Genomic DNA, 24,862 nt, shown 5'->3' with positions numbered 1-24,862 from the left:
CAGAAGCTGCGTTTCGACGCTACCATAGGGGTTTCCGAGCGGCAATGATTGTGGCCTCAGCGCAGCGTCATGTCGATGACCCGGCCGGTCGCGGGTCCGATGCGCGCCTCGGCACCCCGCACGATGCCGGCGACCCAGAGGATCGTTCCGGTGGCGTCCACCAGCACCGGAACCTCCGGGCGGCGCTCGCGCGGCACCTTGGCGTCGACGAGGACGTCCTGGAGCTTGCGGGTGCCGACGCCGGCGATGCGGATGCGATCGCCGGGGCGCGGCGAGCGCACGACGAGCGGCAGAGCGAGCGCCTCGGCGTCGAAGCGTGCGACGGAGCCCGAGAGCGACGTCATCTCCTCGGCGCCCCGTGGCCGCGGGCCGGAGACCTCGAGACGCCATCCCGCGGGTCCCTCGACGATCCCTCCCAGGACGACGTCGCGGCGGAATGCCCGGCGCACGGGATCGCGCCCGGCGCGCCGCACCAGCACGTCCCCTTCGCGGACGATGCGGCCGGGACCCGGGACGGCGACGTTGCCGCCATGCTCGCCCGCGGCGAGGCGAAGGACGCGCTCGACGTCGGCCGCCGTGGTCCGGCGGGGCGACGCGGCGTCGAGCCAGGCCCGCACGATGCGCCGGGCGAGCGCCGGGGGCTCTTCGAGGACGGTCGTCGCCAGGGCGTCACCGCGGCAATGGGCCGCAGCGCGCACCGCGGCGGCGTTGCGCAGGAACTCGTCCTCGTCCTGGAGCCGGGTGGCGAGCGCCGTCACTGCGGCTCCCAGGCGAGGGTTGAACTCGCGCGTCAGCAGCGGGATCACGAGCCGTCGGAGCCGATTGCGCGCGTACCGCAGGTCGGCGTTCGTCCGATCGACGCTGAACGGGAGACCCTGGTCGGCGAGGTAGCGCCGGACGTCGGCGCGGGTCGCCGCCAGGAGCGGCCGCCAGAGGCGGCCGCGCACGGCCGGCATTCCGCCCAGGCCCCGGCGGCCGGCGCCGCGCAGCAGGCGCAGGAGCACGGTCTCGACCTGATCGTCCTCGGTGTGGGCGAGCGCGATGCGCGAGGCCCCCGCCTCCGTCGCCATCGCGGCGAGGGCGCGATGGCGCGCCGCGCGCGCGCGTGACTCGAGGTTGCCGCCCGGCTCGATCGGTCCCACGCGGACCCGGCACGCCAGACCGAGTCGCTCGGCCAGGGCTTCGACCGCCTGCGCGTCGGCACGGCTCTCGGCGCCGCGAAGCCCGTGGTCCACGTGCCCCACCGAGAGCGCGAGGCCGCGCTCGGGACCCACGTGGGCGAGGCCGGTGAGCAACGCCGTCGAGTCGGGCCCACCCGACGCCGCGACCAGCACGTGCTCTCCGGCACGCGGCGCGCCGGGCGCCGTGAGGGCTCGGCCGAGCGCTCGGAGCAGCGACGAGGTCACGCGGCGATCCTACGTCCCCCGCCGTTGACGAGCCACCCTCCCTTTCGCCTAGGCTGCGGCATGCAGACGCTTCGCACCGAAACGCAGGACGGCGTTCGCGAGATCGTGCTCACCCGCGCCGCCGAGTACAACACGATCACACCAGCCTTGCGCGACGAGCTGGCACAGGCGATCGACGAGGCAGATGCGACGCACGACGTGCGCGTGATCCTGCTGCGCGCCGAAGGGCCCGCCTTCTGCGCGGGCTACGGCCTCGACTGGTCGACGGCCGCACAGGCCGACGAGTCGGCGCGCATCGCGGCCGGGGGGCGCGTGTGGGACTCGGTCGCCGACTACCGGATGATGAAGCAGTTCGTCGACACCTACATGAAGCTCTGGTACGCGCAGAAGCCGACGATCGCGGCCGTCCACGGCTGGTGCATCGCGGGCGGAACGGATCTGGTTCTGTGCGCCGACATGATCGTCGCGGCCGAGAGCGCGCGCTTCGGCTATCCGCCGTCGCGCGTCTGGGGCACGCCGACGACCGCGATGTGGGTCTATCGGATGGGGCTCGAACGGGCGAAGCGGTACCTCCTCACCGGCGACGAGATCACCGCGGCCGAGGCCGTGCGTGCGGGGCTCATCCTGGAGGTGGTGCCCGACGGCGAGCTGCTCGAGCGCGGCCGCGCGCTCGCGCGCCGCATGGCGCGGGTGCCGACGAACCAGCTCGTGATGTTGAAGCTCCTCTGCAACCAGACCGCCGAGCACATGGGACTCGGGTCGACCCGCGTCCTCGGCACCTTGTTCGACGGCATCGCGCGCCACACGCAGGAGGGGCTCGACTTCGTCCGCCGCGCCGAGGCCGTGGGATTCCGGCAGGCCGTCCGCGAGCGCGACGATCCGTTCGGCGACTACGGCAGCCGGCCGCGCGGTTCCGGCGGCCGCTGACGCTGGCCCTTCTCCGCCCGCTCGTGTAAGAGGGCACGCCGCGAGGCGGAGGTGGTGCGGATGGGACGGGCACTGTTGGTCGTGGGTGTGGCGTTGACGATCGGGATCGCAGGCTGCGCGAAGGAGCAGCCGCGACCGCAAGCGCAGACGCAGCCGAGCAAGGAGTCGGCGGGACCCCCGCCGCCGGCGGGATCCCCGCTCGCGAAGATCCACGAGGGCATGACCGAGATGGAGGTCGGCAGCATCCTCGGGCCGCCCACCGCCAGCAAGGCGTACATCACCGGGAAGGCGTTCATCCCCTTCTACTTCGGGCCGGACCAGTCGCGCTTCGTCGCCTACTACAAGGGCAAGGGTCGCATCATCTTCTCTGGCGGCAATCAGTGGGGCGCCGGTCGCGGCAAAGTGATCCGCATCGAATACGATCCGTCCGAGCCCGGCGTCGCACATTGACAGGCTGCCTGATAGCTTCGCGATAGCCGCAGCTACATTTCACTGGACAAACGCGCGCTGCTTGCGCTAGCTCGGCTGCGATGCGGGATGGACTTGCGCTCCCGAGCGCGTTTCCACTCGGGGGCTCCGCGCCCGCGGCGCACCTGGAACCCATCCGCCTGCCCCGCGACGAGCTCGCACACGAGTTCCCGGTGGAGTGGTGGTACTTCGCCGGGCACGTGGGCGAGATCCACGGCACCGAGCGCCTGAGCTTCATGGTGACCGCGATCCGCGGCACGAAGTGGGTCGTCCCGCCGCTCACGGTGAGCTTCGTCAAGCGGATCGATCACGCCCGCGGTCCGCTCCAGCTCCTGCAGTCGGGCGGTGCCTTCGCGGTGGCCTACGAGGGCCACGACACGCCCGTGTCCTATCGCCTCGGCTATGCCGCCAACATCTACAACCTGTGGGTCGCATCGCCCGACCGGTGGCGGATCGATGGCCAGCCTGGCCACTACCGCCTGCGCCTCTGGAATGCGGCGAGCCAACCGGAGCTCGATCTCGAGCTCACCGCCACGGCGCCGGCGGTGCTGCTCTCCGAAGACGGCATCGTGGACTACGGCGCCGGGCACCGGCTCGCGTACTACGTGCGGCCGAAGATCCGCGTCACGGGCTACGCGCGCTTCGGCGGGCGACTGCGCGTCGTCACGGGCCCGGGGTGGTACGAGCGGCAGTGGGGATCGGCGCCCACCACGGTCTACGCGTGGAAGTACCTGAACGTGTCCCTCGACGACGGCGAGCAGTGGATCTTCTTCCATACGAAGCTCGCCACCGTCGAGCGCCACTATGCGGCCCGGATGCCGGCCGCCGGCGGGATCGAGGAGCTCCCGCTGCGTCCCGCGGACTTCCGCAACGTCGACGTCGTCGGACGGCCGCTCGGCACCGACCTGCGCGTGGACATGCCCGACGGCCCGATGCAGCTCTCGGTCCGGCCGCTCTACGGCGCCGAGCCGGACATCGAATCGATCTACCCGTTCGTGCCCGGGTTCTGGGAGAGCGCGTGTCTCGTCGAGGGGCAGCGCAACGGGACGCCGGTGCGCGGCTGGTCCATGACCGAGCTGCGCGGCTATGGCTGACAGGGTCGCCATCCTCGGCGGCGGGATCGCCGGACTCAGCACCGCGCACCACCTGGCGCTGGCGGGGATCGACGGCCTGCACGTCTACGAGGCGAGCGATCGCGCGGGTGGCAAGGCGAAGAGTCAGTTCATCCCCACGCCGGCCGGCACGAGCTATCCCGGCGAGCACGGGTTCCGGTTCTTCCCCCACTTCTATCGCCACGTCGTCGACACGATGGCGACGACGCCTGCGGGCACCGGCAGCGTGCTGGACCGGCTGGTCGCGTCGTCGGACGCCGGAATCGCGTACGACCACAAGATGCTCGACATCCCGCGCCCCCGGGACTTCGTCGAGTCGCTGCGCTTCGTGCCGACCATCGTGGACATCCTGAAGGACCGCGATCTCGGCATGGAGGACACCCTGCGCTACGCGGGCGTGCTCCTGCAGTTCGCCACCTCGTGCCGCAAGCGCCGCGAGCAGAAGTACGACACCATCCCGTGGTTCGACTTCGCGCGCGCGAAGACCTACGCGCCCCGCTTTCTCGACCTGGTCATCAAGGCGTCGCGGAACCTCTCGGCCATGCGGGCCAAGGAGACCAGTGCCGCGACGATCGGCGCGATCTCGCTCCAGATGATCTTCGACTTCGAGCCGCTCGCACGACGGAAGAAGGATCCGCTCCTGTGCGGCCCGACCGACGAGACGTGGCTCCGCCCGTGGTACGACCATCTGTGTGCGCGCGGCGTGGAGTTCGACTTCGAGAAGACGCTCGTCGGCTTCGACTTCGATGCCCGTCGGGGCCGCCTGCGCGGCGCGCGGTTCGAGGGCGGCGAGGTCGTCGAGGCCGACCACTACGTCCTCGCGGTCCCGCTCGACTGCGCAGCGAAGCTCCTCTCCGACGAGATGCGTGCCTTCGACGCCGCGTTGGAGAACGTGCGAACGCTCGCTCCCATCGCGCACGGCGACATGGTCGGGCTCCAGTTCTTCCTGTCGCGCGACGTCCCGATCGTGCACGGACACGTCCACTATCCGCAGACGGCGTTCGCGCTCACGTCGGTGTCGCAAGCGCAGTTCTGGGCGACCCGCCCGGACGAGCGACCGGGGACGCCGGAGCTGCACGGCATCATCTCGGCCATCATCTCGGACTGGGAGACGCCGGGAACCGAGGGCATCCCCGCCAAGGCCTACGTCGATCGCGGGAAGCTCTTGGACGAGGTGTGGCGTCAGATGGCCGCGTCGCTTCCGCCGGGAACCCTGCGACCCGGCGATAGGATCACGTCGCATCTCGACTCGAACGTGACGCTGAACCCGCTGCACAACGGCACGCCCCTGCTGATCCATCCGCCGGGGCAGCTCGCGCTCCGCCCCGACGCCGAAACGGCGATCGAGAACCTCTTCCTCGCCTCCGACTACGTGCGCACGAACACCGACCTCGCGACGATGGAGGGCGCCGACGAGGCGGCGCGCCGCGCGGTGCGCGGGATCCTCGCGCGGGAGGGTCTCGACGAGCATCTGTACCCGTTCGTCGAGTCGTTCCCCGAGGGCGCGGTCTTCGACGGCGCCAAACGGGTCGACGAGGCGCTCTTCGCCCTGAACCTTCCCCATCCGATGGAGGTGACCGCGAGCGTCATCGACGAGGTGCAGCGCTTCGGCGACCGCCACTCCATCCTGCGGGGCGCATTCAACGCCATGCTGCCGCTGCGCTACGTCGCGGGTCGCCTCGGCGATCTCCATCCGTTCGACTTCGCGCGCCCCGATCCCGATCTGCTCGGCTGCTGGGAGAGCGTGCTCAGGCGACTTTGAGCATGGAGCGCCGGGCCGTCAGGCCGGGCAGCAACATCGCCGCGACGTTGGCCGGGGCGACGCCAAGCGAGGGCGTCGGCGGCGCCGATGCACCGTCGAGCGCGGCGGCGTTCAGCAGCGCCGACTCCGCGTAGAGCGGCAGCCCGCACCGCGCGAGAAGCAGGGCCGCCGCGCGCAGGCATCGTGCCGCGCTCTCCGCGCCGCCCTCGGCGGCCATGAGCATGCCGGTGAGGGCGTCCCCGAGCGCCTGCCCGAGCCGCAGGTCTTCGGCGCGGAGCTGCGCCGCAGCGCGAGCGGCGGCGGCCAATAGGCGGCGCCGTTCGCGACCCGCGGCCGGCGCGGTCGCCGCGGCGAGCGCGGACGAAGCGATCAACACACGGACCTCGATGCGGAAGAGCTGGAGCCGAAGCAGATGACTTCGCCGCACGTGCGGGAGGGCGCTCGACACGCGTTTCCAGGCCGCCCCACCGTCGCCTTCGTACAGGTCGATGCGGGTCTGGGCCAACAGATCTGCGTAGTGCGGGCTCTGGAACGCCCGGAGCCTGAGGCGCCCCACCGCCGCGGCGGCACGCGACCGTGCTTCGGCCGGCCGATCGGCCAGCAGCCACGCGAGATTCGCGTGGCCACTCGCCGCGCCGATCTCGGCCGGGACGTCGCCACGCGTCCGCGCCTCGGTTGCCGCAGCTTCGACCTCGGCTTCGAAACGCGCCGTGTCGCCGTTCCACGACAGCGCCCACAGGCGATAGGAGCGGCAGTTGGCCAGCTCCCACGCGACGCCGTGCAGCCCCCGGAAGATCCGCTCCGCCTCGGCGAGCTCGTCGATCGCACGCTCCCAGCTTCCGCCGAAGTAGCTGCCCACTCCGGCGCAGAGGCGGGCGAAGGCGCGCGCACGCGGGTCGCCGACGCTGGTCGCCAGCACATCGACGCGCGCCGCCAGAGCCGCGGCGCGCGTTCGACCGGTGCGCCCGCCTTCGGCGGCTCGATAGACGGCTTCGGCGGTGAGCGCCCGCACGACGCGCCCCGGCTCACCCGCGTCGAGTGCGAGCAGCGAATGGCGGGCCTGGAACGCCGCGGAGCGTACGGCGTCGAAGGCATTGAGACCGATGGTCGCCGCCCAGCACGCATCGACCTGTGCGAGGCGATCGGGATCGATCGTGTCCTCGGCACGCGGGGTGAATCCGAACCCGCGGATCGCGATCCTGGCGCGGGCGGTGAGCAAGCGCGCCACCGCCGTCGCCGGGCTCCGGGGATATGGGATGCGCGCGAGAGCGAGCGTCCGCCGAAGCGCCCGGCGTCCCGCCTCGACGTCGCCCGCGCACAGCAGCTCGCGGGTCGCGGCGGCGCGGAGCGCGAGCGTGCGTGCCGCCGGGGCCTGTGCTCGCGCCGACGCGTTCGCTGCGGCCTCGGAAGCGGCCCCCGCCGCGCTGCCGAGTCCGGCGTTCGCGAGCGCCTCGGCATGGCGCGCCATGACCGTCCAGTCGGCAGCGCCCCGGTCCCGCAAGCGAAGCGCGATCTCGTAGAGCTCCGCGGCCCGCCCGAAGGCGAGCGCGCCGGCACTGCGCTCGGCGGCGGCGATCGCGGCGTCCGCCGCCCCACGCTCGTCCCCCGCGCCGAGGAGATGCTCGAGAACGGCTTCCGGATCCGGCGACGCCTGCCCCTGCAATGCGTCGGCGACTTGCCGGTGGATCGACCGTCGGCGCTCCGCGCCGAGAGCGGCCAACAACGTCTCCCGGATCCGATCGTGGTAGACCTCGACGCTCTTCGGTCGCGTCGCGACCGTGCGCAGCATGCACTGCTCGCGCATCCGGTAGCACAACGCGGCGGGATCGCGGCTGCCCGTGAGATCGATCACCTGCGCGAGGTCGAGCGCACCGCCGGCGACCGCGACCAGCTCGGCCAGCGCCCGTGCGCCGCTGCCGATGGCATCGATGCGCCCGAGGATCGCGCGGTCGAGGTCGACGTCTGCTTCCCGCCGTGACGCTTCGTGGTGGTAGCGGCTCAGTTGCTCGACGAAGAAGGGCGACCCTCCAGCCTGGTTCACGACCCGCTCGACGATCGGATCGGCGGCGTCACAACCGAGCAGGTCGGCAGCGAGCTCCCTCGTGTCCGATCCACCGAGCGGCTCGACGACGAGGGTGTGGTCGGGCCCGCGATCGCCGCGCTCGAGCTCCTGAAGAAAACCCGAGCCCTCCGTCTCGCCGATTCGAGAGGAGAGCAAGAGAAGGACGGCGGGCGCGTCGGGTCCACGCAGCACCTCGAGCAGCGCGAGCGCGCTGTCTCGATCGCCCCACTGCACGTCGTCGATCGAGAGGACGATCGGTCGCCGCCGCGCCAGCTCGGCGACGAGCGTGCGCAGCGCCGCGAAAGCACGCCGTTGCAGCTCGCGCGGGCTCGCCTCGCCGCCGGCACGGCCGGCGCGCGCGAATCGCCCCACGCTGCTCAGGACCGGAAAGAGGTCGAGCAGCGGGCCCAGGTCGCCCGCACCGAGGTCGGGCAACGCCGCATCCTCTCGCCCGAGGTGCCGAGCCAGCCCCTCCATCACGCCGTCGAGCGCCTTGTAGGGAACCGTCTCGTGCGCATGACACCGTCCCGACAGGACGAGGGCGGTGGCGGCCGCCCGCTCGCCGAAGGATCGCAGGAGGGCGCTCTTGCCGATGCCCGATGGCCCGACCACGTGACCGACGCGTGGATGCCCCGGCGACACCTCGCGGAGCCATTCCGCGAGCGTCGCGAGCTCGGTGGCGCGACCGACGAACGCGTCACGATGCCTCCAGGTCCTCGCCATCGGCGCGACGGCGCCACCCTCGAGCGCGCTGCGAATGCTGCGGCCGTCCGGACGTCGTGTCGGATCCGGGTCGAGGAGCGCGCGCACGAGGGCATCGAGCCCCGCACTGGTGGCCGGTGCCAGGTCACACGGGCCGGGCACGGGGCCGCGCTCCTTCACACGCAGCATGCCGACGGGCGTCCCCGAGAACGCCGGCATCCCCGTGAGGACTTCGAACAGCACGCCGCCGAGCGCGTACCAGTCGACGGCCGCGGACGGCGGCACGCCCCACACCTGCTCGGGAGCCATGTACGCGAGGGTGCCCCCCATCTCCCGATCGTCGCCGCCGGCGTCGTCGCGCACCGTGGCGACCAATCCGAAGTCGAGCACCATCGCGCGCCCGTCGCGCGTCACGAGCACGTTGGAGGGCTTGAGATCGCGGTGGACGCGACCCGCGGCGTGCAGGGCGTCGACGGCATCGACGAGCTGGGGAAGCACGGCCCACAGCCGTTCGAGCCCGGCGTGATCCAGCAGCGCTCGGGGTTCCGCCGCCCCGCGGACGTGGCGCACGACGTCGACGCCTTCGACGAGCTCCATCGTGAAGAAGGACTCGCCTTCTCCGATCACGAGATCGTAGAGCTGGACGAGATTCGGATGGGTGATGCCGTGCAGGGCGCGGAACTCGTTCTTCAGCCGCTGCGCGAGGTCGGGCGACACGTCGAACAGCGTCTTCAAGGCGACGTCGCGCCGGAGCTCCGCGTCGAAGGCGCGGCAGACCGTACCGTTGGCGCCGCTGCCGAGCACCTCTCGCCGCTCGAACCTCACGCTGGCGTCGATAGAGCGCCGGCGCCGACGGCGTCAAACCCCGGGCTCAGTCAGCCGGTCGCCTTCGCCGGCTCGGGCGTGCTCTGGTCGGCGAGCGCGACGACATCGAGCAGCTCGCGGAGCACGGTCGCCACCTCGGCCCGCTCCTCCGGCTCGAGCAGCCCGAACGCCTCGACGACGGCGGCGCGCCAGCGGTCGTGCACTTCCGGCGAACGCGTGAGGCGCATGATGCGCGCGCCGCGCAGGTTCGAGAACACCATCTTGTCGTGATCGAGCGTCGGCCATTCGTCGGGCATCTTCTTCAGCACGCGAACGTACAGGCGCGCGTTCGGATTCGGCCGCGCGCCGTAGCCGGTGATCGCCTCGCCCTCGCCGAGCGTCGCGACGCGCAGGGAGATCTCGCGCTCGAGCACGCCGAGAATCGTCGCGCGGTCCTCGAGCGGAATACGCTCGTAGACGCGCAGGAACCGATCACGCGCGGGGTCGTGTGTGAGCGTCTCGACGAGACCGGATGCGGTCGTGAGTAGCGCTCTCAGTGCCTCGAGCCTGTTGGTCCGGTCCAGTTGGTCTGCCATCGAACAGCTCCCTCCGTGCGTGCCCCCCGCTCGGCGTGTCTGGAAACGGGTTTCGGACAAATGGGCTCGTCCTGTCAATCCCATTCCTGACCTGCACCCGCGCAGGTTCGCCGACCTCTACCAGGCGGCTGGGGTCAGCTCGACGTCACGGAGCTGGGACTGGAGCCGGGTGAACGCGCGCGTCTTGTCCTCGCCTCCTCGCCCCGCAAGGTCCTGCTTCAGCATCGCATTGTGGGCGTCGTAGACCGCGTCGATGTGTCCCTTCGACAGCCCTCGGGCACCGAACTGACCGATCTCCCAGAGCTCTCCGCTGTGCAGTCCGACGTAACGGCTCCGGGTGTCGAGGATCAGATCCCGGATGAGGTCATAGGCCTGCGTCGCGTTCATGCGATCGTGCTGCCAGTTGTACCCCTGCCCGCTCAGGCCGAACTCCGCTGCGCGCTGCGCGATGGGCGTCGAGTGGTCGTACCAAAACGGCTTCAGGTTGTAGTAGTCGAGGCCGCTCGTCTCGATGAAGCGCTGCACCTTGCGAACGGTGTCGGCGGTGTCGCCCGGGAAGCCGACGATGAACGACGCGTAGGTGAGGATCTCGCGCTCCGCCAGCAGCCCGATGCCGCGGCGGAACAGCTCCTCGGTCGCCGTCTTGTTCATGCGCTCGAGCGTCTCGTCGTCGACCGACTCGAGGCCGAGGTAGACGCCGACGCAGCCGCTCGCCTTCATCATCTCGACCTGCGCCGCGTCGAGGAACTGGCAGCGGATGAAGCTGTACCACCGGAACTGATGGCGCCGCAGGATCTCGAGCACCTGCATGAAGCGCTTGGGCGGGACGTTGAACGTGTCGTCGATGATCATCAGCGTGTCGACGCCGCGGCGCGAGAGCGCCTGCAGCTCGCGCTCGAAAGCGTCGAACTCGGCCTTGATCACAGGCCCCTGCGTGGTCGGGTAGCTGCAGAAGCTGCAGCGGAACGGGCAGCTGATCTGCGTGCGGACGTTCACGACCGACCCGATGTGCTCGTTCTCGACCAGGTCCCAGTCCATCCGCATGCGCGCGGCGTCGAACACCTCGCCCGTGCGATCGAGCCGCGAGACCGGCGCGCCCTTCGAGTAGCGCACCGTGTTGGCCAGGCCGTCGAGGCTACGGCCCGCCTTGAGACGCCCCAGGAGCTCGGCGAGGGTCTCGATCCCGTAGGGGTCGACGATCAGCGCATCGGCGCCGAGGAAGCCGAAGCTCCCGAGCAGATCGCCTTCGTCCTCGCGCGGGGCGCCGGCCGGCAGCTGCTCGTTCTCGGCCTTCCTCACCTGGAACTGGTTCCAGATGCTCATGCCGCCCAGCACGATGTACGACGCCGGCGAACGCTCGCGGCACAGGCGCACGAGCGCCTTCATCTCGAGCGGCGAGGTGATGAGCGTCGTCGAGATCGCGATGGCGCGCGGTTGCTCGGCGAGCGCCGCCTCGAGCTGCGCCGCCTGGAGCTGCACGTGCTGGACGAGCGCCACCTCGAAGCCGCGCTGCTTGAGCGCCTGGTAGATCCACATGCCGCCCAGCAGCGGCGTGCGCCACGAGCTCAGCATGGAGACGTCGGCGTAGGCGAAGCCGTTGCCGCCCCGGGCGAGCGGCCCGCGCGCGGAGCGGTGCGCGACGCTGGCGAGCTGGTTCGCCATCAAGGCGTCCCCCTCGAACTCGACGTAGTTGAGGGCGAGGAACTTCCCCCAACCGTCCGCGGCGTCCCCGCGGTGGACCTTGAGGAAGATCTCCCGTTCGCGGTCGCGGTCGAACTCGGCGGCCCCGATCACAAGGCAGTCGACGCCCACGCGGCTAGCCTACCCCCCTCACGACGGACCCATCAACCAATTTCAGAACCCCTGATAGATGAAGACGCGGCCGTCGCCCGGCGCGAACAAGACGAGCACGACGATCGCGAGCGCATAGAGAGCCGCACGAAGCACGATCGCACCCAGGGGCGGCGCAGGTTCAGGACGAGACACGCACGACCTCCTGGGCGAGCCGGGTTTGGAAGCCGCTCAGCTCCGGGAACGGGTGATCGAAGTCGATGAAGGCGTCGGGCCCGAGCGCGTGACGCGCGTCGAGGACCGGCACCCCGTGCGCGGCCGCGACGCGCCCGATCGTGGCGGCCGCCGCGTCGGAGAAGCCGGGGATCGCGTATTCGCCGGTCGGATCCTGGTCGAGCAGCGGGCTCTGCGGCATCAGCACGACGCCGGTGCGGCGACCCGTCGCCACCAGACGGGCCAGCAGCACGTCGAACGCACGCACGCCGGGATCGCCGTCGCGAAGCGGCCGCGCCTGCCGCGCGCGATCGCGCACCATCTCGAGGTAGCTGCTGCTTCCGATCGTCAGGTAGTCGATGAAGCGCGCGAAGCTGGGATCGCGGCGCCACGCTGCGTAGGCTGCCTCCGCCGCCGCGCCGCGATCGCCGTGCATGTACGTGAACACCGCGCGGGTGTCCGCGAAGTGGGTCGGAAACGGCGCCGGCTCGACCGGCGGTGCCACGCGGTCGATCAGCACGGCGCGCGCGAACTCGTGGAAGCGATAGAGTGGCCACAGCGTCCGACCCCAGCGGTCGAGTCGCGCCATCGAGCCGTCCGGCGCAATCGGTCCGTCGGCCCATCCGATGTGCAGGAGACGCGCGGGAAGGCCGGACACCGGATGCCCCGGCGTGTCGAGGAGATCGGTGCCGTCGACCGTGACGAGGACCGTCTTCGGCGCCAGGTGATCCAGATGGCGCGACAGGACCTCGAAGTCGCCCGTCCCCGCCCCGAAGATCGCGAGGTTCGCGACGCGGATGCGCGCGCCGAGGCGATCGACCTCGCGCTGCACGAACGGATCGTGTCCCGCCAGCCACACGCGCGAGTTCCCGAGCAGCGCCGCCACCGGTCGATCGTCGGGCGGCGGACCGTAGATCTCGCGCGCCGCGGTGAACGTCTGCGCGAAGACCACCTGGGTCATGTCGCGCGTGCGCTCGAAGAGCGCCGGGCGCCACAGCACCGGCCGCGACGTGATGGCCGCTCCCAGCAGGAGCGTGAACGCGACCGCGAGAATCCAGGTGAGCGGCGAGCCGGCCGCGCTGGTGTTGCGCACGATCCGTCCGACGCTACTCGGCGGGGCGCGGCTGTCAAGCAAACGGCGCCGCCGAACACCGCGTGCGGTTTGAACCCCGTGCCCGGCCTGCGGTAGGTAGATGCGAATGCCGATCGACGAGCCCGCGCTCGACGCGGCGGTCCGCGACTACCTCGAGCGCGAGCTGCGCATCGCCGCGACCGACGTCGGCCCCGACACCCGCCTGGTGACCAGCGGCCTCATCGACTCGGTGGCGCTCGTGCGGTTGGCGACGATCCTGGAGGAACGCTTCCGCATCGCCGTTCCCGACCGCGACATCGTGGTCGGGAACTTCGACACGCTCCGCCTGATCCGCGCCTACGTGGCGCGGCAGGCCGCGCGCTGAGCACCGCGCGTCACGCGGCATGCTGCCCGCCCTCCTCGGGACGCTGGCTCTGGCGCCGATCTATTGGACGGTCGTGCCGGCGGAGGCCCGGCGCGCCGTGGTCGCCATGGCGAGCCTCGCGATCCTCGGGCTCTGGGACGTGCGGCTGCTCGCGTTCGTCGTGGTGGTGACCGGTGGTCTCTGGTTGCTCATGCGATCGGCGGCGGAGACCACCGACATCCGGCGGGCCCGCGCCCTCGCCACCGCCGGCATCGCCGGTTTCGTCGTTGTCTTCTCGTGGAACAAGCTCGCCGCGAACGGCAGCGGACTGCTCCCCTCGCAGGGCGGCCTCGTGTTCCTCGGCGTCTCGTACATCGCCCTCAAGGGGGTCGCCGCGCTCGTCGAGAGCACGCGGAAGACCTACGGGGCAGTCGCTTTCGCCGACGTGCTCGGCTGGATGGCCTTCCTGCCGACGTATCCCGCCGGGCCCATCGAGCCGTTCGAGCACTTCCGGCCGCAGGCGCCGACCTTCGATCGCACGCGCGTCGGCCGCGGGCTCGAGCGCGTGCTGTTCGGCCTCGTGAAGGCCCTCGTGGTGGGGCACGCCCTGGGCGACTGGTCGGCGGGCATCATCGCCGAGCCGGGCCCGCATTCCCGTTCCGTGCTGCTCCTGGGCCTCTACGCGAACACGCTCCGCGTCTACTTCGACTTCTCCGGCTACAGCGACATCGCGATCGGCATTGCCGCCGTGTTCGGCTGGACCATCCAGGAGAACTTCGACAACCCCCTCGTGCGGCGAAATCTGGTCCAGCTCTGGCAGCACTGGCACATGACGCTCACCAGCTGGCTCCGCCTCTACATCTTCATTCCGGTCGCGCGCGCGCTCATGCGCCGCCGATGGGGGCATCGTGTGGCGGCCGCCGGCGGGCAGATCGCCGCCATGACGTCATGCGGGCTCTGGCACGGCTACACGCCCGGCTTCGCGCTCTGGGGCTTCCTGCAGGCGATCGGTCTCATCTGGGTCGGCGTCTTCGCGCGCGAACTCGGTCGCCGCCTGCCCCTCGGGCTCGTGCAGTGGTGGCGCTCGCATCCCGTCGCCCACGCGCTCTCGATCGCCCTCACCTTCAACGCGTTCGCGCTCTCGCTCGCCTTCTGCGTGACCGACATCACGCACGGCTGGCGATATCTCGCGCGGCTCCTCGTCGGCTGAGCGCCTCAGGGCGCCGGCTGCTCCCGCGCGCGTGCCTGCTCGGCCGCGCGGGTCCTCGCGAGCAACGCCGGCCACTCGGCCTGCGCGTGGAGCGAATCGAAGTCGTCGTTCTCCTCGACCAGCCGCGGCTGATCGAGCCCGAGATCGACGGCCTGTCCCAGGAGCGCGAGCGCCGGCTCCGGCTCGCCGCCGAGCGCCCGCAGACACGCGAGGTTGTAGGGCGGGATCCAGGAGTCGGGACGGACACGCGCCGCCTCCGTGTAGTAGTCCGCGGCGGTCTTCGGGTCGTCGACGAAGCGCGCGGCGTTCCCCGCCTGCACGAGCACCTCGAAGAATTCCGGGAGCGTCACCAGGACCTTGCGGTAGTAGTCGAGCGAGCGCCCGAAGTCCTTGCGGTCGTAGAAGAGATCCGCCAGGCGGCGGTACACGTGCGGGAAGGTCGGATCGACGGCGATGGCCCGCTCGTACCATTCCTGCGCGCCGGCTTCGTTGCCGCGCACGAGCTCGACGAATCCGAGGTTGCTCATCGCCTCGACGAACGTCGGCGCCAGCTCCAGCGCCTTGCGGAAGCTCCGCTCCGACTCGTCGAGGTCGCCACGCCGGAGCGCCAGCGAGCCGAGGGCCCCGTACACCCGGTGCTGGCGCGGCTGCTGCTCGAGCGACGCCCGATACTGCCGCTCGGCCTCGTCGTAGTCGCCGCGCTTGACCGCTCCGTAGGCGAGGAGGTTGCGTGCGGTCACGTTCTCGGGCGCATCCGCGAGGACTTCGTCGAGCAATGCCTTGGCGCGATCCCACTGCTCCACCTGCACGAGCTGCCGCGACTCCTGCAGCTTGTTGTAGAGCGCCATCCCGTCCTTCGGATCGCGACCCGTCATCTCGGCGCGCTGCTCGGGTGGCGCCAGGTAGCCGAGCGCGCGCAGCATCTCTTCGGTCTCGCGATCGATCTCGCGCGTCGGCGCGGTCAGGGCTCGGCGCGCGCTGTCCGCGGTCACGGCTTCCAGCTCGGCCTCGAGCGGCTTCGCCGACGCGGCTTCGGCCGGATAGAGGTTCTGGAGCTCCCGCGGATCGCGGCGCAGGTCGTACAGCTCCGGCCGCGGCGCCTGGATCCACTTGTGCCCCGAGTGACGCACGCCGAAGAGCGGCGCCATGCCGAAGCCCTCCTCGGCCAGGCGCGCCTCGGAGTACTGCGTGAGGTCGATCGGGGGCGTGCCGCCCTGGAAGGCGGCGAGAAGGCTCGTGCCCTGCACGGTGTCGCCGCCGGGAAGCCCGAGCACCGCGAGGATCGTCGGGACGATGTCGATGTGCCGGACGGGCCCGCCATACGTCACGTTGGCGGGAATCACCCCGGGAAGGCGCCACACCATCGGCACGCGGATCGTCGCGTCGTAGATGAAGATGCCGTGCGTCGGCTCGCCGTGCTCGTCCAGGCTCTCGCCGTGATCGGCCGTGAGGACGACGAGCGTGTGGTCGAGGGCACCGTGCTCGCGGAGCCAGTCGATCAGGCGGCCGGCGCCGCGGTCGGCCTCCGCGATCTCGGCGTCGTACGGCGTCGGCGCCATCGCCGCGAGGTCGATCGACGCCAGCTTGTACGGTTGGTGCGGGTCGAAGAAGTGGACCCACATGAAGAACGGCTGGCGCCGCCCGCCCTTCCACCAGTCTTCGAGCCAGGCGAGCGCGCGCGCCGCCGTCCGCGCCGCGGGTCGCTCGCGGATCATGAACAGCTCGGGCTCGTCCTCCGACCACAGATCGTCGTCGTAGACCTCGAAGCCCTGGTCGAGGCCGTAGCGACGCGTGAGGACGGCCGCCGAAATGAATGCGCCGGTGTGATAGCCGGCCGACTGGAGCCGCTCGGCGAGCGTCACGGCCTCGGACGGCAGCGCGTAGTTGCCGTTGTCGCGCACGCCGTGCGCCGGCGGATAGAGCCCGGTCATGATCGAGCTGTGGGCGGGGAGCGTGATCGGCGCCGATGTCGTCGCGTCGGCGCAGCGCACACCCTCGCTGGCGAGCCCGTCGATCGTCGGGGTCTGCGCGAGCCCGAAGCCGTAGCAGCCGACGCGGTCGGCGCGCAGCGTGTCGATGGTGACGACGAGGACGTTCGGACGATCGCGCCCGTTGCACGCCGCCAGGACGGCGAGCGCGAGAACGGTAACCGCGCGGGTCGCCCGGCGCGGTGACGGGATCAAGAGAGCGTCGCCGTCCCCGATTTCCCTGCCGTCGCCTTCCAGGTGTAGGGCAGATCGGCCGCGTACTCGCCCGGGCCCGCGGTCATGGTGAGCGGGATCGTGACCGGCACGTTGCTCGCGTCGGCGTTGGTGAGCCCGTACTGCGCCAGCGTCGTCTGCAGGTCGCCCTTCAGGTTGAAGGTGACGTTGTAGGTTCCGGCCTTCGTCAGACCGTTCTTGAGGCTCACGTCCAAGTTGAACTTGTTGCCGTTGCCGTTGTTGGCCGAGCCGCCCTTGCCGAGAAGGAACGTCTGCGTGATGCCGCCGAAGTCGACCGCGACGGGAAGCCCGGCCAGCGAGATGCCGCCGGCGACCGTGATCTTTCCCTTCCACTGCACGGTGTCCTGCCCGGTCTTCTTGAAGTTCAGCTTCACCGTGGACTTCTTCGGCGTCGGCGGCGTGATGTGCGCGAAGTTGATGACCTGGGAGAGCTCCTGCTCGGACATGCACTTGATGGCGGACGACGGGATCGGCGTCTGCACCAGATTCTGGCAGGTCTGCTTGCTCTGCTTGTTCTTTCCCTGGACCGTGACGAACGTCATGATCACCGCCGTCCCGCCCGGCTCGATCGTCGGGATGTAGGTGAACGCCGCCTTCCCGGGCGGGGTCGTGGTGATGCTGATGCCGGCGTTCGACGGCGGCGTGGTGGCGCCCGGACCCTGCACGACGAATCCGAGGCGCGGCTCGTAGGACGTGATGCCCGCCGGCAGGCTCTGCTGGGTGGTGAACCACTGGTCCTGCGCGCTCACCTGCGAGTCACCGCTCGAGCTGGCGACCACGATCGTGTCCGATCCGGATGCGATCCGGCCGAGGAGTGAAATGGCCACGGACGTCGCCGTGGGCCCGGTGTTCGTCACGATGTTGAGCCAGCGTGCCCACTCCTGGTTCTGCGACACGTAGACCTTGCGGGTGAGCGACAGGTTCTGATCGGGGAACGCCTGGGCGGCGAAGATGAGCTGCTGGGGCTTGCCGTTGGCCATGCAGTTCGGGTCCTCGGTCGCGATCTGGCCGGGGTTGTACGCAAGCGGGACCGGAAGCTTCTGTCCGTTGAGACCAGAGATCAGGAGGGCGTTGAAGCCGGCGAAGGCCGGCGTGAGCGGTACGTTCACCTCGTGCTGGACCGTGTAGGTGGTGAGGAAGCCGAACCACGGCGTGAAGCCGATGTAGTAGCTGGTCACCGTGACGGGCTTGATGAAGGTGGCGTTGTTGAGCCCGCCCGACGCGGATGAGGGGCTGAGGGGCGGCGGCGCCGGAACCACCTGCGTGTTGACGTTGTACTTGGTGCCGTTCGAGTCCTTGAGCGTCACCGGCAACGCATAGGCCAAGCTCGCCGTCAGTAAGACGGAAGCGACAATGGTGGATCGGAGAGCGGCGCGGGCTGTCATCGGGGGCTCCTTGCCTCGATCGGGTAACGTCGATCGGATTGGGGGTGACGGGACCATAACAAACCGCGACGTACCCCATCTTGCCATTCCACGCCATGGGCAAACTGCCGCGCGTCCTGGCCAGGTGTCGGACGATACGCTCGGAGGGCGTTCAGAGCCCGATGCGCGCCAGGAACCGCCGCGTCGCCGTCATTCCGTGATCGATCGCGCGACCCGCCGAGGTCGCGGACGGAGCGTTCGCACGCGTCACGTGTGGGCCCGCGTCGCGGGGCTCGAGGTCCACGCGCACCTCGGACGGTTTGCCCGCTTGCACGCGCACCTCGCGCGCCACCTCGGCGAACTTCGGGTGGGTGACGCGAACGTGGTAGAGCCCGGGCCCGAGCGGACGCCGGGCGACGCCGTCGTCGCCCTCGCTCATCGTGGTGACGATCGCGTCGTCGGGCGTGCGAACCTCGACCACCGCCCCGTGCACGACGCGCTCGCTCCCCGACTCGTGGACGACCGCGACGATTTCCCCCGGCTGTCCGGCGGCGCGCAGATAGTCGACCGCGGAGTAGGCGGCCCCGCCGATCGAGGTCAGGCCGGCCACGAGCGCGACGGCCGACTGCATCGACGACAACGACGGCTTGGCCACCACACCGACCTCCTCCGTCGAGGATGGCTGCCGGCGGGCGAACTCTCAATCACCGCCGGCCGATGCCATGCGCCCTGCCTGGCGCTGCGGCGCCGAAGCCGATCACGCCGACCTGGCAGATGCCAGCCCGGGCACGACGATTTTTTCCTTCACTTCTCGGTCCGGGATGTGGCAGGCTCCGGTCGTGGGGGGATCCGTCGTGCACCCGGTGTTACCAGGCGACCGCCGGGTCGGTAAGACGTTCTGATCCCGCTTCGTACCACTAGGCTCGCAGAAGGAGAACGCTCGTGAAACGATCGCTCGGCTCCGTGTTGGCCCTCGCGCTGCTCGCCGCCGTTCCGGCGGCGGCCGCGGACATCGCCCGCTACATCCTGCCTCCCGGCAACTTCGGAGGCGCACCGTTCACCGTGAACTCCACGGATCAGCTCCCGCTCTATTCGAGCCTCTCCCCGCTGCGGGACAACATCACGCTGGCCGACATCGATGCCCACTACCTCCCCGAGGACTTCACGCCGATCGAGCCCTCGCACGAGGAAGTGACGGGGCGGCCGGGCCTCCAGCTCATCTACGATGCCTGGGGCATCCCGCACATCTACGGTCAGACGCGGGCGGACGTGGCCTTCGGAGCCGGATGGGTCACGGCGCGCGATCGCGGCCTCCTGCTCGCGGTCGGGCGCGGGCCGGCGCGCGTCGCCGTCGCCGACGTGCCCAACATCGACGCCTTCTCGCTGGTGACCACCCTCCAGCCGTTCACGCCGAGCGCGGAGGCCGAAGCGCTGGTGACCCAGCAAGCCCAGCTCCTCGTCACCACCTACGGCGCCAAGGGACAGGAGATCCTCGACGACGCCCAGGCCTACGTCGACGGCATCAACGGCTACCTGGCCGCGAACAGCCTCCCCAACCCACAGCCCTTCGTCGTGAACGACGTCATCGCGGTGACCGCGTTCATCGGCTCGATCTTCGGCGCGGGTGGCGGCGGCGAGGCGGCCAACGCCGATCTGCTCGCCAAGCTCGAGCAGTCTCCCCTCGGCGTCGACCAGGGCTACAAGGCGTGGTCCGACGTGATGCTGGCCGACGATCCGGAGGCCCCGACCACGATCAACCGGAGGTTCAAGTACCCGCCCCTCACCGGTGGCCCGGTGACGGGATCGGTGGTGGTCGACGCCGGCTCGATCCAGAGCATCAACCCGCGCGTGCCGCCCGCGATGGCGGCCCTGGCGCCGCACCGGCTGCGGGCATCGAACTTCCTCGTCACGTCGCCCAAGCGCTCCGCGTCGGGGCACTCGCTCGCGGTGATGGGCCCGCAGCTCGGCTACTACTACCCCGAGATCGTCCAGCAGATCGATCTGCACGGCCCCGGCATCAACGCCCAGGGCGTCGGGGTGCCGGGTCTCTCGATGTACATCCTGATCGGCCGCACGCCGGACTACGCGTGGAGCCTCACCTCCGCCGGTCACGACGTGCGCGACGTGTACGCCGAAGAGCTGTGCGAGCCCGACAATTCGACGCCGACGCGGGCGTCGACGCACTATCGCTACGCCGGTGACTGCCGCGCGTTCGACGTCTTCAACGCCGGCGTGCTCGGACCCAACTCGCTCATCTACAACGTCTCGGTGCACGGCCCCGTGTTCGCCACCGCCACCGTCGGCGGGAAGCCGTACGCCCTCTCCCGCCGCCGCTCGACGTTCGGTCGCGACGGTCTTAACCTGGCCGCCCTGAAGGACATGACCGAGGGCAAGGCGTCCTCGCCGCCGCGCTTCTGGCGCGCTGCGAACCAGTTCGGGTTCACCTTCAACTGGGCCTGGGTCGGGCGCAGGAAGACGGCCTACTTCTCGTCCGGGTATCTCCCGAAGCGCCCCGCCGGCCTCGACCGGCGCCTGCCGACGCTCGGCAACGGACAGTACGAGTGGGCGGGCTTCCTCACCGAGAAGAAGCATCCGCACGACGCCGGCGGTCCCCAGGGACTGCTCCTCAACTGGAACAACCGCTCGGCGCCGGGGTTCATGCACGGCGACGACGAGCCCTACGGCTCGGTGCAGCGCGTGGAGATGTTCAACAAGTGGCCCGACCAGGTCGAGATCACCGACAACGTCGGCATCATGAACCGCGCCGCCACGCAGGACACCCGCTCGCCCGTCTGGCCGCTCGTGAGCCGGGCGCTCCACATGAGCACGGCGCCGAGCCTCCGCGACCAGCAGATCGTCGACATCCTCGACGACTGGGTCTCCCGCGACGCCCCGCGCGTCGACGCCGACTCCGACACGTACTACGACGAGCCCGGTCCGGTGATCATGGACGCGCTCTGGCGACCGATCGCCGACGCCGTGATGTCGCCGGTGTTCGGCACGCTGATCCCCGATCTGGACAACGTGCGTGACCTCGACGGCATGGAGGGCCTGTCCTACGTGGACAAGGACCTCCGCACCCTGCTCGGCGACCCGGTGACGGGTCCCTTCAACCTCCACTACTGCGGCCTGGGCTCGCTCATGCCGTGCGTGGACTCCCTGTGGCAGGCGGTGCACCAGACCGGCGACACGCTCACGGCGCAGCAAGGCCAGGTGAACCCGGCCCTGTGGCGGAAGCTGGCGGCAACCACGGGGTTCGTGCCGGGACTGCTCCCGAACCGCTTCCCGTCGACGAACCGCCCGACCTTCCAGCAGGTGCTGGAGTTCGAGCGGCAGTAGAGAAACCGACACGATGCCGGCGGGGCCAGCGTTCGAATCGACGCTGGTCCCGCCCCCAAGCACGGGGCACATCTCGGTCGCGCTGCTCGCGCGCCATTGGTACGTCGCCTGCCCATCGACTGGTAGGCGGCGCTAGCGCTTCACGGGCGCGCTGGAGACGACGACCTGCTTCGCCTCCGCCATGTAACGAGCAGCGGCCGCGGAGGCCTCCTCCGGGGTGCCCCCGCGCTCGCGAGCATCCATGTATGCCGCGTACCAGTCCCACCAGTCGTGCGGTGGGGCGACCGCCTCGAACGAGCCGTGATGCTCGGCCGTTTCATGCAGGAGCCGTGCGAGAGCCGCGACGTCCATCGTCACACCCGGCCGGGGAGCCGCTCCTTGATCTCCTGCAGGAGCCAGACGTTGCCGTCGTGATCGTTGAAGGAGGCATACGTGGCGTAGGAACGACGTTGGGGATCCGGACCTGGGGCGCGTCCCCCGCTGCCCGCGTAGAAGCCGCCGCCGAGGCCACCACCGGCGTCGTGGAACACGTTCACCTCGATGCCGTGCGAGACGATCGCGTTCCGCGCGGCGTCGATGTCGTTCACCGCCAGGACCAGGCGGTCGATCGAGCCCGGCCGAGCGGAGGTGACCCCCTTGCCGAAGATGATGGAGCATGCCGAGCCGGGCGGCGTCAGCTGCACGATCCGGTAGCCGTCGCTGCCGGCGAAGTCGATGTCCTCGCGGAATCCCAACCGCTTGTAGAAACCCTTGGCCCGATCGACGTCGGAGACGGGAATCACCACGACCTCGAGCTTCATGTCCATGCGCCCCTACTGCATGCTCGCCATCAGGCGTCGACGGGTTTTCGTGCCGTCACGTGTCGAGCACCGCGGGCGCGTGGTCGGGCGGCGGCCGCGCTCACCGCCCGACTTTTCCCGCGTCGGCCTGAACGCGGCAGGTCTCGATCGGCCGCACCTCGACGCCCCAGCCCAGGTGCTCGTTCAGGGGCGCTCTGCAAAAGTCGGTGCCGCGAGGGCGCGGCGAGGTATTGTCATGACGCGCGTCGCGTTGCTGTCCGGGTCCGTCCCGGGGCGGACGCCACGGCGGTGTCTATGTCCCGCGGTCCCAGACGACGTTTGACTGGCTCGAATGAGCAGTCGTATGGCTCGTGTCGCCATGATGCGACGTGGCGTTGGCTCGGCACGTTACGTTGGAGCGGGATTCGTCCCGGCCATCGCCATCACACTCGGTCTGCTCGGCCGCGTGCCGGCCGAGGCGGCGTCCGCCGCCAAGGTCTGCCGTAGGAGCTGCACCGCGGCCATCGGCGAGTGTCTCGCGGGCGCCAAGCAGGAGCGGACGGCGCGGCTGGCCGTCTGCACCTCCGGGGCCGCCGACCGGCGGACCTGCCAGCGTGAGGTGGCGCGGGCGGCCCACGCCACCGGCCGGGCCTGCGGTAAGCTGCGCAAGGGCTGCACGGCCTGCTGCCGCGCGCGCGGGACGGCCTGCGACCAGCCGCAGGTCACGCGCGACCAGGGGCGGGCGGCGAGCGGCCTCATCGCAATCAGCGGCGGCACGCTGACGGCGACCGCCGCCGACGGGACGACCTACACGCTCACGGTGCCCGCCGACGCGCTCCTCGACGACACGACGATCACGCTGACGCCCGTGACCGCCATCGGCGGATTCGCGGTCGGCCGCGACCTCGTCGCCGCCGTCGACGCCGAGCCGAGCGGCCTGCTCTTCCTGAAGCCCGCGACGCTCACGATCACGCTGCCGCGGGCGCCCGCCGAGCGCCTGCTCGGGTTCGGCTACGAGGGCGACGGGACGGACTTCCACGGCGAGCTGCTCGCCGCCAATGGGACGACGGCGCGCCTCATCGTGACCCACTTCAGTGGCTTCGGGGCGGGCCCCGAGTCCTCGCCTGAGCTGCACGCCCTGCTCGCGCGGCCGCCGAGCAGCGCCTCGCAGCAGTTCGACGGTCAGCTCGCGAATCTCGCCAGCCAGGGCGTGACCGACCTCCAGACCTACGTCGACCTGTTTCGCCGCTGGTACCAGCAGGTGATCCGCCCCCAGCTGCAAGGTGCCGTCGGCAGTGACCCGGCGCTCCGCCAGGCGCTGAAGGATTACGACCAGTGGTTCACTGAGTTGCAGAACGGCCTCCTCCTCATTGGCCTCAACGCCGGGACTGCGCTCGCTCCCGAGCAGGCCGAGGCGCTCACCCTCATCGCCGCGGCCCTGCGCGACGCGGTCGCCCGCGCCGACGCCCGCTGTCTCGCGCAGCACAGCCTCGCCGAGGCCGAGCGCGCGCTCGAGTGGCAGGTGATCGCCGCCGCGGCCGACGTCGACACGCCCGCCAACGCGCTCGATCTCGACACGGTACTCGACGGCCTCTGTGTCGAGGCGCACTACGACGACCTCTCGTATCCGAACGATCCGCCGCTCGGCGTTCGCTCCGAGCTTCGCCTCCACGTCGGGCTCGACTTCATCGACGGCGCGCGCGCGAGCGGCGATCGCATGCTCGTCGACATCACGCCGCACGGCACGGTCGAGCTGACGGTCCCGGCCGACACAAACCCGGACCGGAGCTTCGCCATCGACTTCACTCCGCGAGGTGACCGCGAGCTGCGGCTCGACATCCACTCGTGCGGCGACGTCCCGGGCCGACGCCGGCTCAAATCCGTCTGTCAAGACGCGTTCGTCGTGCGCGGCTTCGAGGTACGCCCGCCCACTGCCACGGTCGCGCCGGGCGGGACGCAGCAGTTCGGGGCGTTCCTGTTCGATCAGCCGACGACGAACATCACCTGGTCGGCCACGGGCGGGACGGTCGACGCGACCGGTCGCTTCACCGCCGGCAGCCAATCGGGAAGTTTCAAAGTGCGGGCGACCAGCACCGTCGACCAGAACGTCGCCACGGCCGAAGTCACCATCGGCAGCGCGACCACAACCACGGTTCCCAGCACCACCACCTCCACCACCCTCCCCGTGCCGACCGGGACGGCGACGTTCAACGTGAATCTGCCGCCGGGGTCTGATCCGATGTTCGTCGTTGCCGGAACGTTCAATGTCTCGATCAGCCATACGAGCGGAGGCGGATTCGATGCGTCGGCGAGCTGGCCCGGCGCCACGATGTTCTTCGGGAGCTCCACCGGCTGCCCGGGGGCGGAGTACGGGCTCCACGACGTGGGGGGCAGCCATTTCACCATGGTCAGTCCCGTGGTTGGGCAGCTCACCATCGGCGGCATCCAGGTCACCTCCCCGCCCGGCGGGTGCTTCACTAGCAGCGGCTTCACGGCCATCACCTTCGGTGGGCTTCTGCTGCAGCCGGACGTCATCCAGTTCTTCAGCGTGTGCATCGCTTCAACTTGCTATGATTCCCGGTTCGTGCCGGGCGTTCAGGTGGGGGGCGTCGTGCAGATCAGCGGCGCGCCGTGAACGAGGGTGAATCGCCTGACGCCGCGCTGCTGGG

At 70.5% G+C, this 24,862-nt stretch carries 18 protein-coding genes; 8 read left to right on the top strand and 10 right to left on the bottom strand.

What is annotated here, in order from left to right; translation table 11 throughout:
• Positions 1–56: 56 nt before the first annotated feature.
• Entirely contained in the window at positions 57–1,406 is a 1,350-nt protein-coding gene (tilS, locus tag VMS22_09280) for a tRNA lysidine(34) synthetase TilS (protein HXJ34216.1), read from the bottom strand.
• 60 nt (positions 1,407–1,466) lie between these two features.
• Between tilS and VMS22_09275 the strand changes: the two genes are divergently transcribed.
• The 4 genes from VMS22_09275 (at position 1,467) to VMS22_09260 (ending at position 5,675) form a co-directional block, all read left to right on the top strand.
• Positions 1,467–2,333, top strand: a complete 867-nt coding sequence (locus VMS22_09275; protein ID HXJ34215.1) for a crotonase/enoyl-CoA hydratase family protein — start codon at positions 1,467–1,469, stop codon at positions 2,331–2,333.
• A gap of 60 nt (positions 2,334–2,393) precedes the next feature.
• Positions 2,394–2,783 carry a hypothetical protein gene (locus tag VMS22_09270; GenBank protein HXJ34214.1) on the top strand — a complete coding sequence of 130 codons (390 nt, stop codon included), beginning with the start codon at positions 2,394–2,396 and terminating at the stop codon, positions 2,781–2,783.
• Positions 2,784–2,863: 80 nt separating this feature from the next.
• Positions 2,864–3,895 (top strand): lipocalin-like domain-containing protein, encoded by a 1,032-nt coding sequence (locus VMS22_09265; GenBank protein ID HXJ34213.1) that lies wholly within the window; start codon positions 2,864–2,866, stop codon positions 3,893–3,895.
• On the top strand, positions 3,888–5,675 hold the full coding sequence (locus VMS22_09260) for an FAD-dependent oxidoreductase (protein ID HXJ34212.1): 1,788 nt from the start codon (positions 3,888–3,890) through the stop codon (positions 5,673–5,675). The genes VMS22_09265 and VMS22_09260 overlap by 8 nt, the downstream gene beginning before the upstream one ends.
• Here VMS22_09260 and VMS22_09255 read toward each other — a convergent pair.
• From VMS22_09255 to VMS22_09240, 4 genes are all read right to left on the bottom strand, one after another.
• Positions 5,662–9,264: a protein kinase gene (locus VMS22_09255; protein HXJ34211.1), complete on the bottom strand. Its 3,603-nt coding sequence runs from the start codon at positions 9,262–9,264 to the stop codon at positions 5,662–5,664. The two genes, VMS22_09260 and VMS22_09255, sit on opposite strands and share 14 nt — an antisense overlap.
• A 50-nt stretch (positions 9,265–9,314) precedes the next feature.
• Positions 9,315–9,839, bottom strand: coding sequence for a hypothetical protein (locus VMS22_09250; GenBank protein HXJ34210.1), 525 nt, complete (start codon positions 9,837–9,839; stop codon positions 9,315–9,317).
• A gap of 117 nt (positions 9,840–9,956) precedes the next feature.
• On the bottom strand, positions 9,957–11,651 hold the full coding sequence (locus tag VMS22_09245) for a radical SAM protein (GenBank protein HXJ34209.1): 1,695 nt from the start codon (positions 11,649–11,651) through the stop codon (positions 9,957–9,959).
• Positions 11,652–11,811: 160 nt separating this feature from the next.
• Entirely contained in the window at positions 11,812–12,936 is a 1,125-nt protein-coding gene (locus tag VMS22_09240; GenBank protein ID HXJ34208.1) for a hypothetical protein, read from the bottom strand.
• 106 nt (positions 12,937–13,042) lie between these two features.
• Here VMS22_09240 and VMS22_09235 point away from each other — a divergent pair, with 106 nt between their 5' ends.
• Both VMS22_09235 and VMS22_09230 read left to right on the top strand, forming a co-directional pair.
• Positions 13,043–13,300: an acyl carrier protein gene (locus tag VMS22_09235; GenBank protein ID HXJ34207.1), complete on the top strand. Its 258-nt coding sequence runs from the start codon at positions 13,043–13,045 to the stop codon at positions 13,298–13,300.
• 19 nt (positions 13,301–13,319) lie between these two features.
• Positions 13,320–14,489 (top strand): MBOAT family O-acyltransferase, encoded by a 1,170-nt coding sequence (locus VMS22_09230; GenBank protein HXJ34206.1) that lies wholly within the window; start codon positions 13,320–13,322, stop codon positions 14,487–14,489.
• A 5-nt stretch (positions 14,490–14,494) separates the two neighbouring features.
• Here the strand turns inward: VMS22_09230 and VMS22_09225 are convergent, their stop codons facing one another.
• The 3 genes from VMS22_09225 to VMS22_09215 form a co-directional block, all read right to left on the bottom strand.
• Positions 14,495–16,672 (bottom strand): sulfatase-like hydrolase/transferase, encoded by a 2,178-nt coding sequence (locus VMS22_09225; GenBank protein ID HXJ34205.1) that lies wholly within the window; start codon positions 16,670–16,672, stop codon positions 14,495–14,497.
• Complete coding sequence (locus tag VMS22_09220) at positions 16,669–18,018, bottom strand: hypothetical protein (protein ID HXJ34204.1); 1,350 nt, start codon at positions 18,016–18,018, stop codon at positions 16,669–16,671. The genes VMS22_09225 and VMS22_09220 overlap by 4 nt, the downstream gene beginning before the upstream one ends.
• 229 nt (positions 18,019–18,247) lie before the next feature.
• A complete protein-coding gene (locus tag VMS22_09215; protein ID HXJ34203.1) occupies positions 18,248–18,733 on the bottom strand; it encodes a carboxypeptidase-like regulatory domain-containing protein in 486 nt (161 codons plus the stop codon).
• 284 nt (positions 18,734–19,017) lie between these two features.
• Here VMS22_09215 and VMS22_09210 point away from each other — a divergent pair, with 284 nt between their 5' ends.
• Entirely contained in the window at positions 19,018–21,414 is a 2,397-nt protein-coding gene (locus VMS22_09210; GenBank protein ID HXJ34202.1) for a penicillin acylase family protein, read from the top strand.
• Positions 21,415–21,546: 132 nt separating this feature from the next.
• On the opposite strand, the gene VMS22_09205 is transcribed toward VMS22_09210, so the two are convergent.
• Entirely contained in the window at positions 21,547–21,765 is a 219-nt protein-coding gene (locus tag VMS22_09205; protein HXJ34201.1) for a bleomycin resistance protein, read from the bottom strand.
• A 2-nt stretch (positions 21,766–21,767) separates the two neighbouring features.
• Positions 21,768–22,214 (bottom strand): VOC family protein, encoded by a 447-nt coding sequence (locus tag VMS22_09200; protein HXJ34200.1) that lies wholly within the window; start codon positions 22,212–22,214, stop codon positions 21,768–21,770.
• Positions 22,215–22,575: 361 nt separating this feature from the next.
• On the opposite strand from VMS22_09200, the gene VMS22_09195 reads away from it, so the two are divergent.
• Positions 22,576–24,828 (top strand): Ig-like domain-containing protein, encoded by a 2,253-nt coding sequence (locus VMS22_09195; GenBank protein ID HXJ34199.1) that lies wholly within the window; start codon positions 22,576–22,578, stop codon positions 24,826–24,828.
• The last annotated feature ends 34 nt before the right edge of the window (positions 24,829–24,862 follow it).

This window comes from Candidatus Eisenbacteria bacterium, from assembly GCA_035577985.1.
Lineage (GTDB): Bacteria > Desulfobacterota > Binatia > DP-6 > DP-6 > DATJZY01.
This window is presented reverse-complemented; position numbering and strand designations above follow the sequence as displayed.

Bases quoted from the DNA above. Each gene is read 5' to 3' on its own strand.
- VMS22_09275 (HXJ34215.1), top strand. From the start codon at position 1,467: ATGCAGACGCTTCGCACCGAAACGCAGGACGGCGTTCGCGAGATCGTG.
- VMS22_09200 (HXJ34200.1), bottom strand. From the start codon at position 22,214: ATGAAGCTCGAGGTCGTGGTGATTCCCGTCTCCGACGTCGATCGGGCC.
- VMS22_09250 (HXJ34210.1), bottom strand. From the start codon at position 9,839: ATGGCAGACCAACTGGACCGGACCAACAGGCTCGAGGCACTGAGAGCG.
- VMS22_09195 (HXJ34199.1), top strand. From the start codon at position 22,576: ATGCGACGTGGCGTTGGCTCGGCACGTTACGTTGGAGCGGGATTCGTC.
- VMS22_09205 (HXJ34201.1), bottom strand. From the start codon at position 21,765: ATGGACGTCGCGGCTCTCGCACGGCTCCTGCATGAAACGGCCGAGCAT.
- VMS22_09260 (HXJ34212.1), top strand. From the start codon at position 3,888: ATGGCTGACAGGGTCGCCATCCTCGGCGGCGGGATCGCCGGACTCAGC.
- VMS22_09230 (HXJ34206.1), top strand. From the start codon at position 13,320: ATGCTGCCCGCCCTCCTCGGGACGCTGGCTCTGGCGCCGATCTATTGG.
- VMS22_09265 (HXJ34213.1), top strand. From the start codon at position 2,864: ATGCGGGATGGACTTGCGCTCCCGAGCGCGTTTCCACTCGGGGGCTCC.
- VMS22_09235 (HXJ34207.1), top strand. From the start codon at position 13,043: ATGCCGATCGACGAGCCCGCGCTCGACGCGGCGGTCCGCGACTACCTC.
- VMS22_09270 (HXJ34214.1), top strand. From the start codon at position 2,394: ATGGGACGGGCACTGTTGGTCGTGGGTGTGGCGTTGACGATCGGGATC.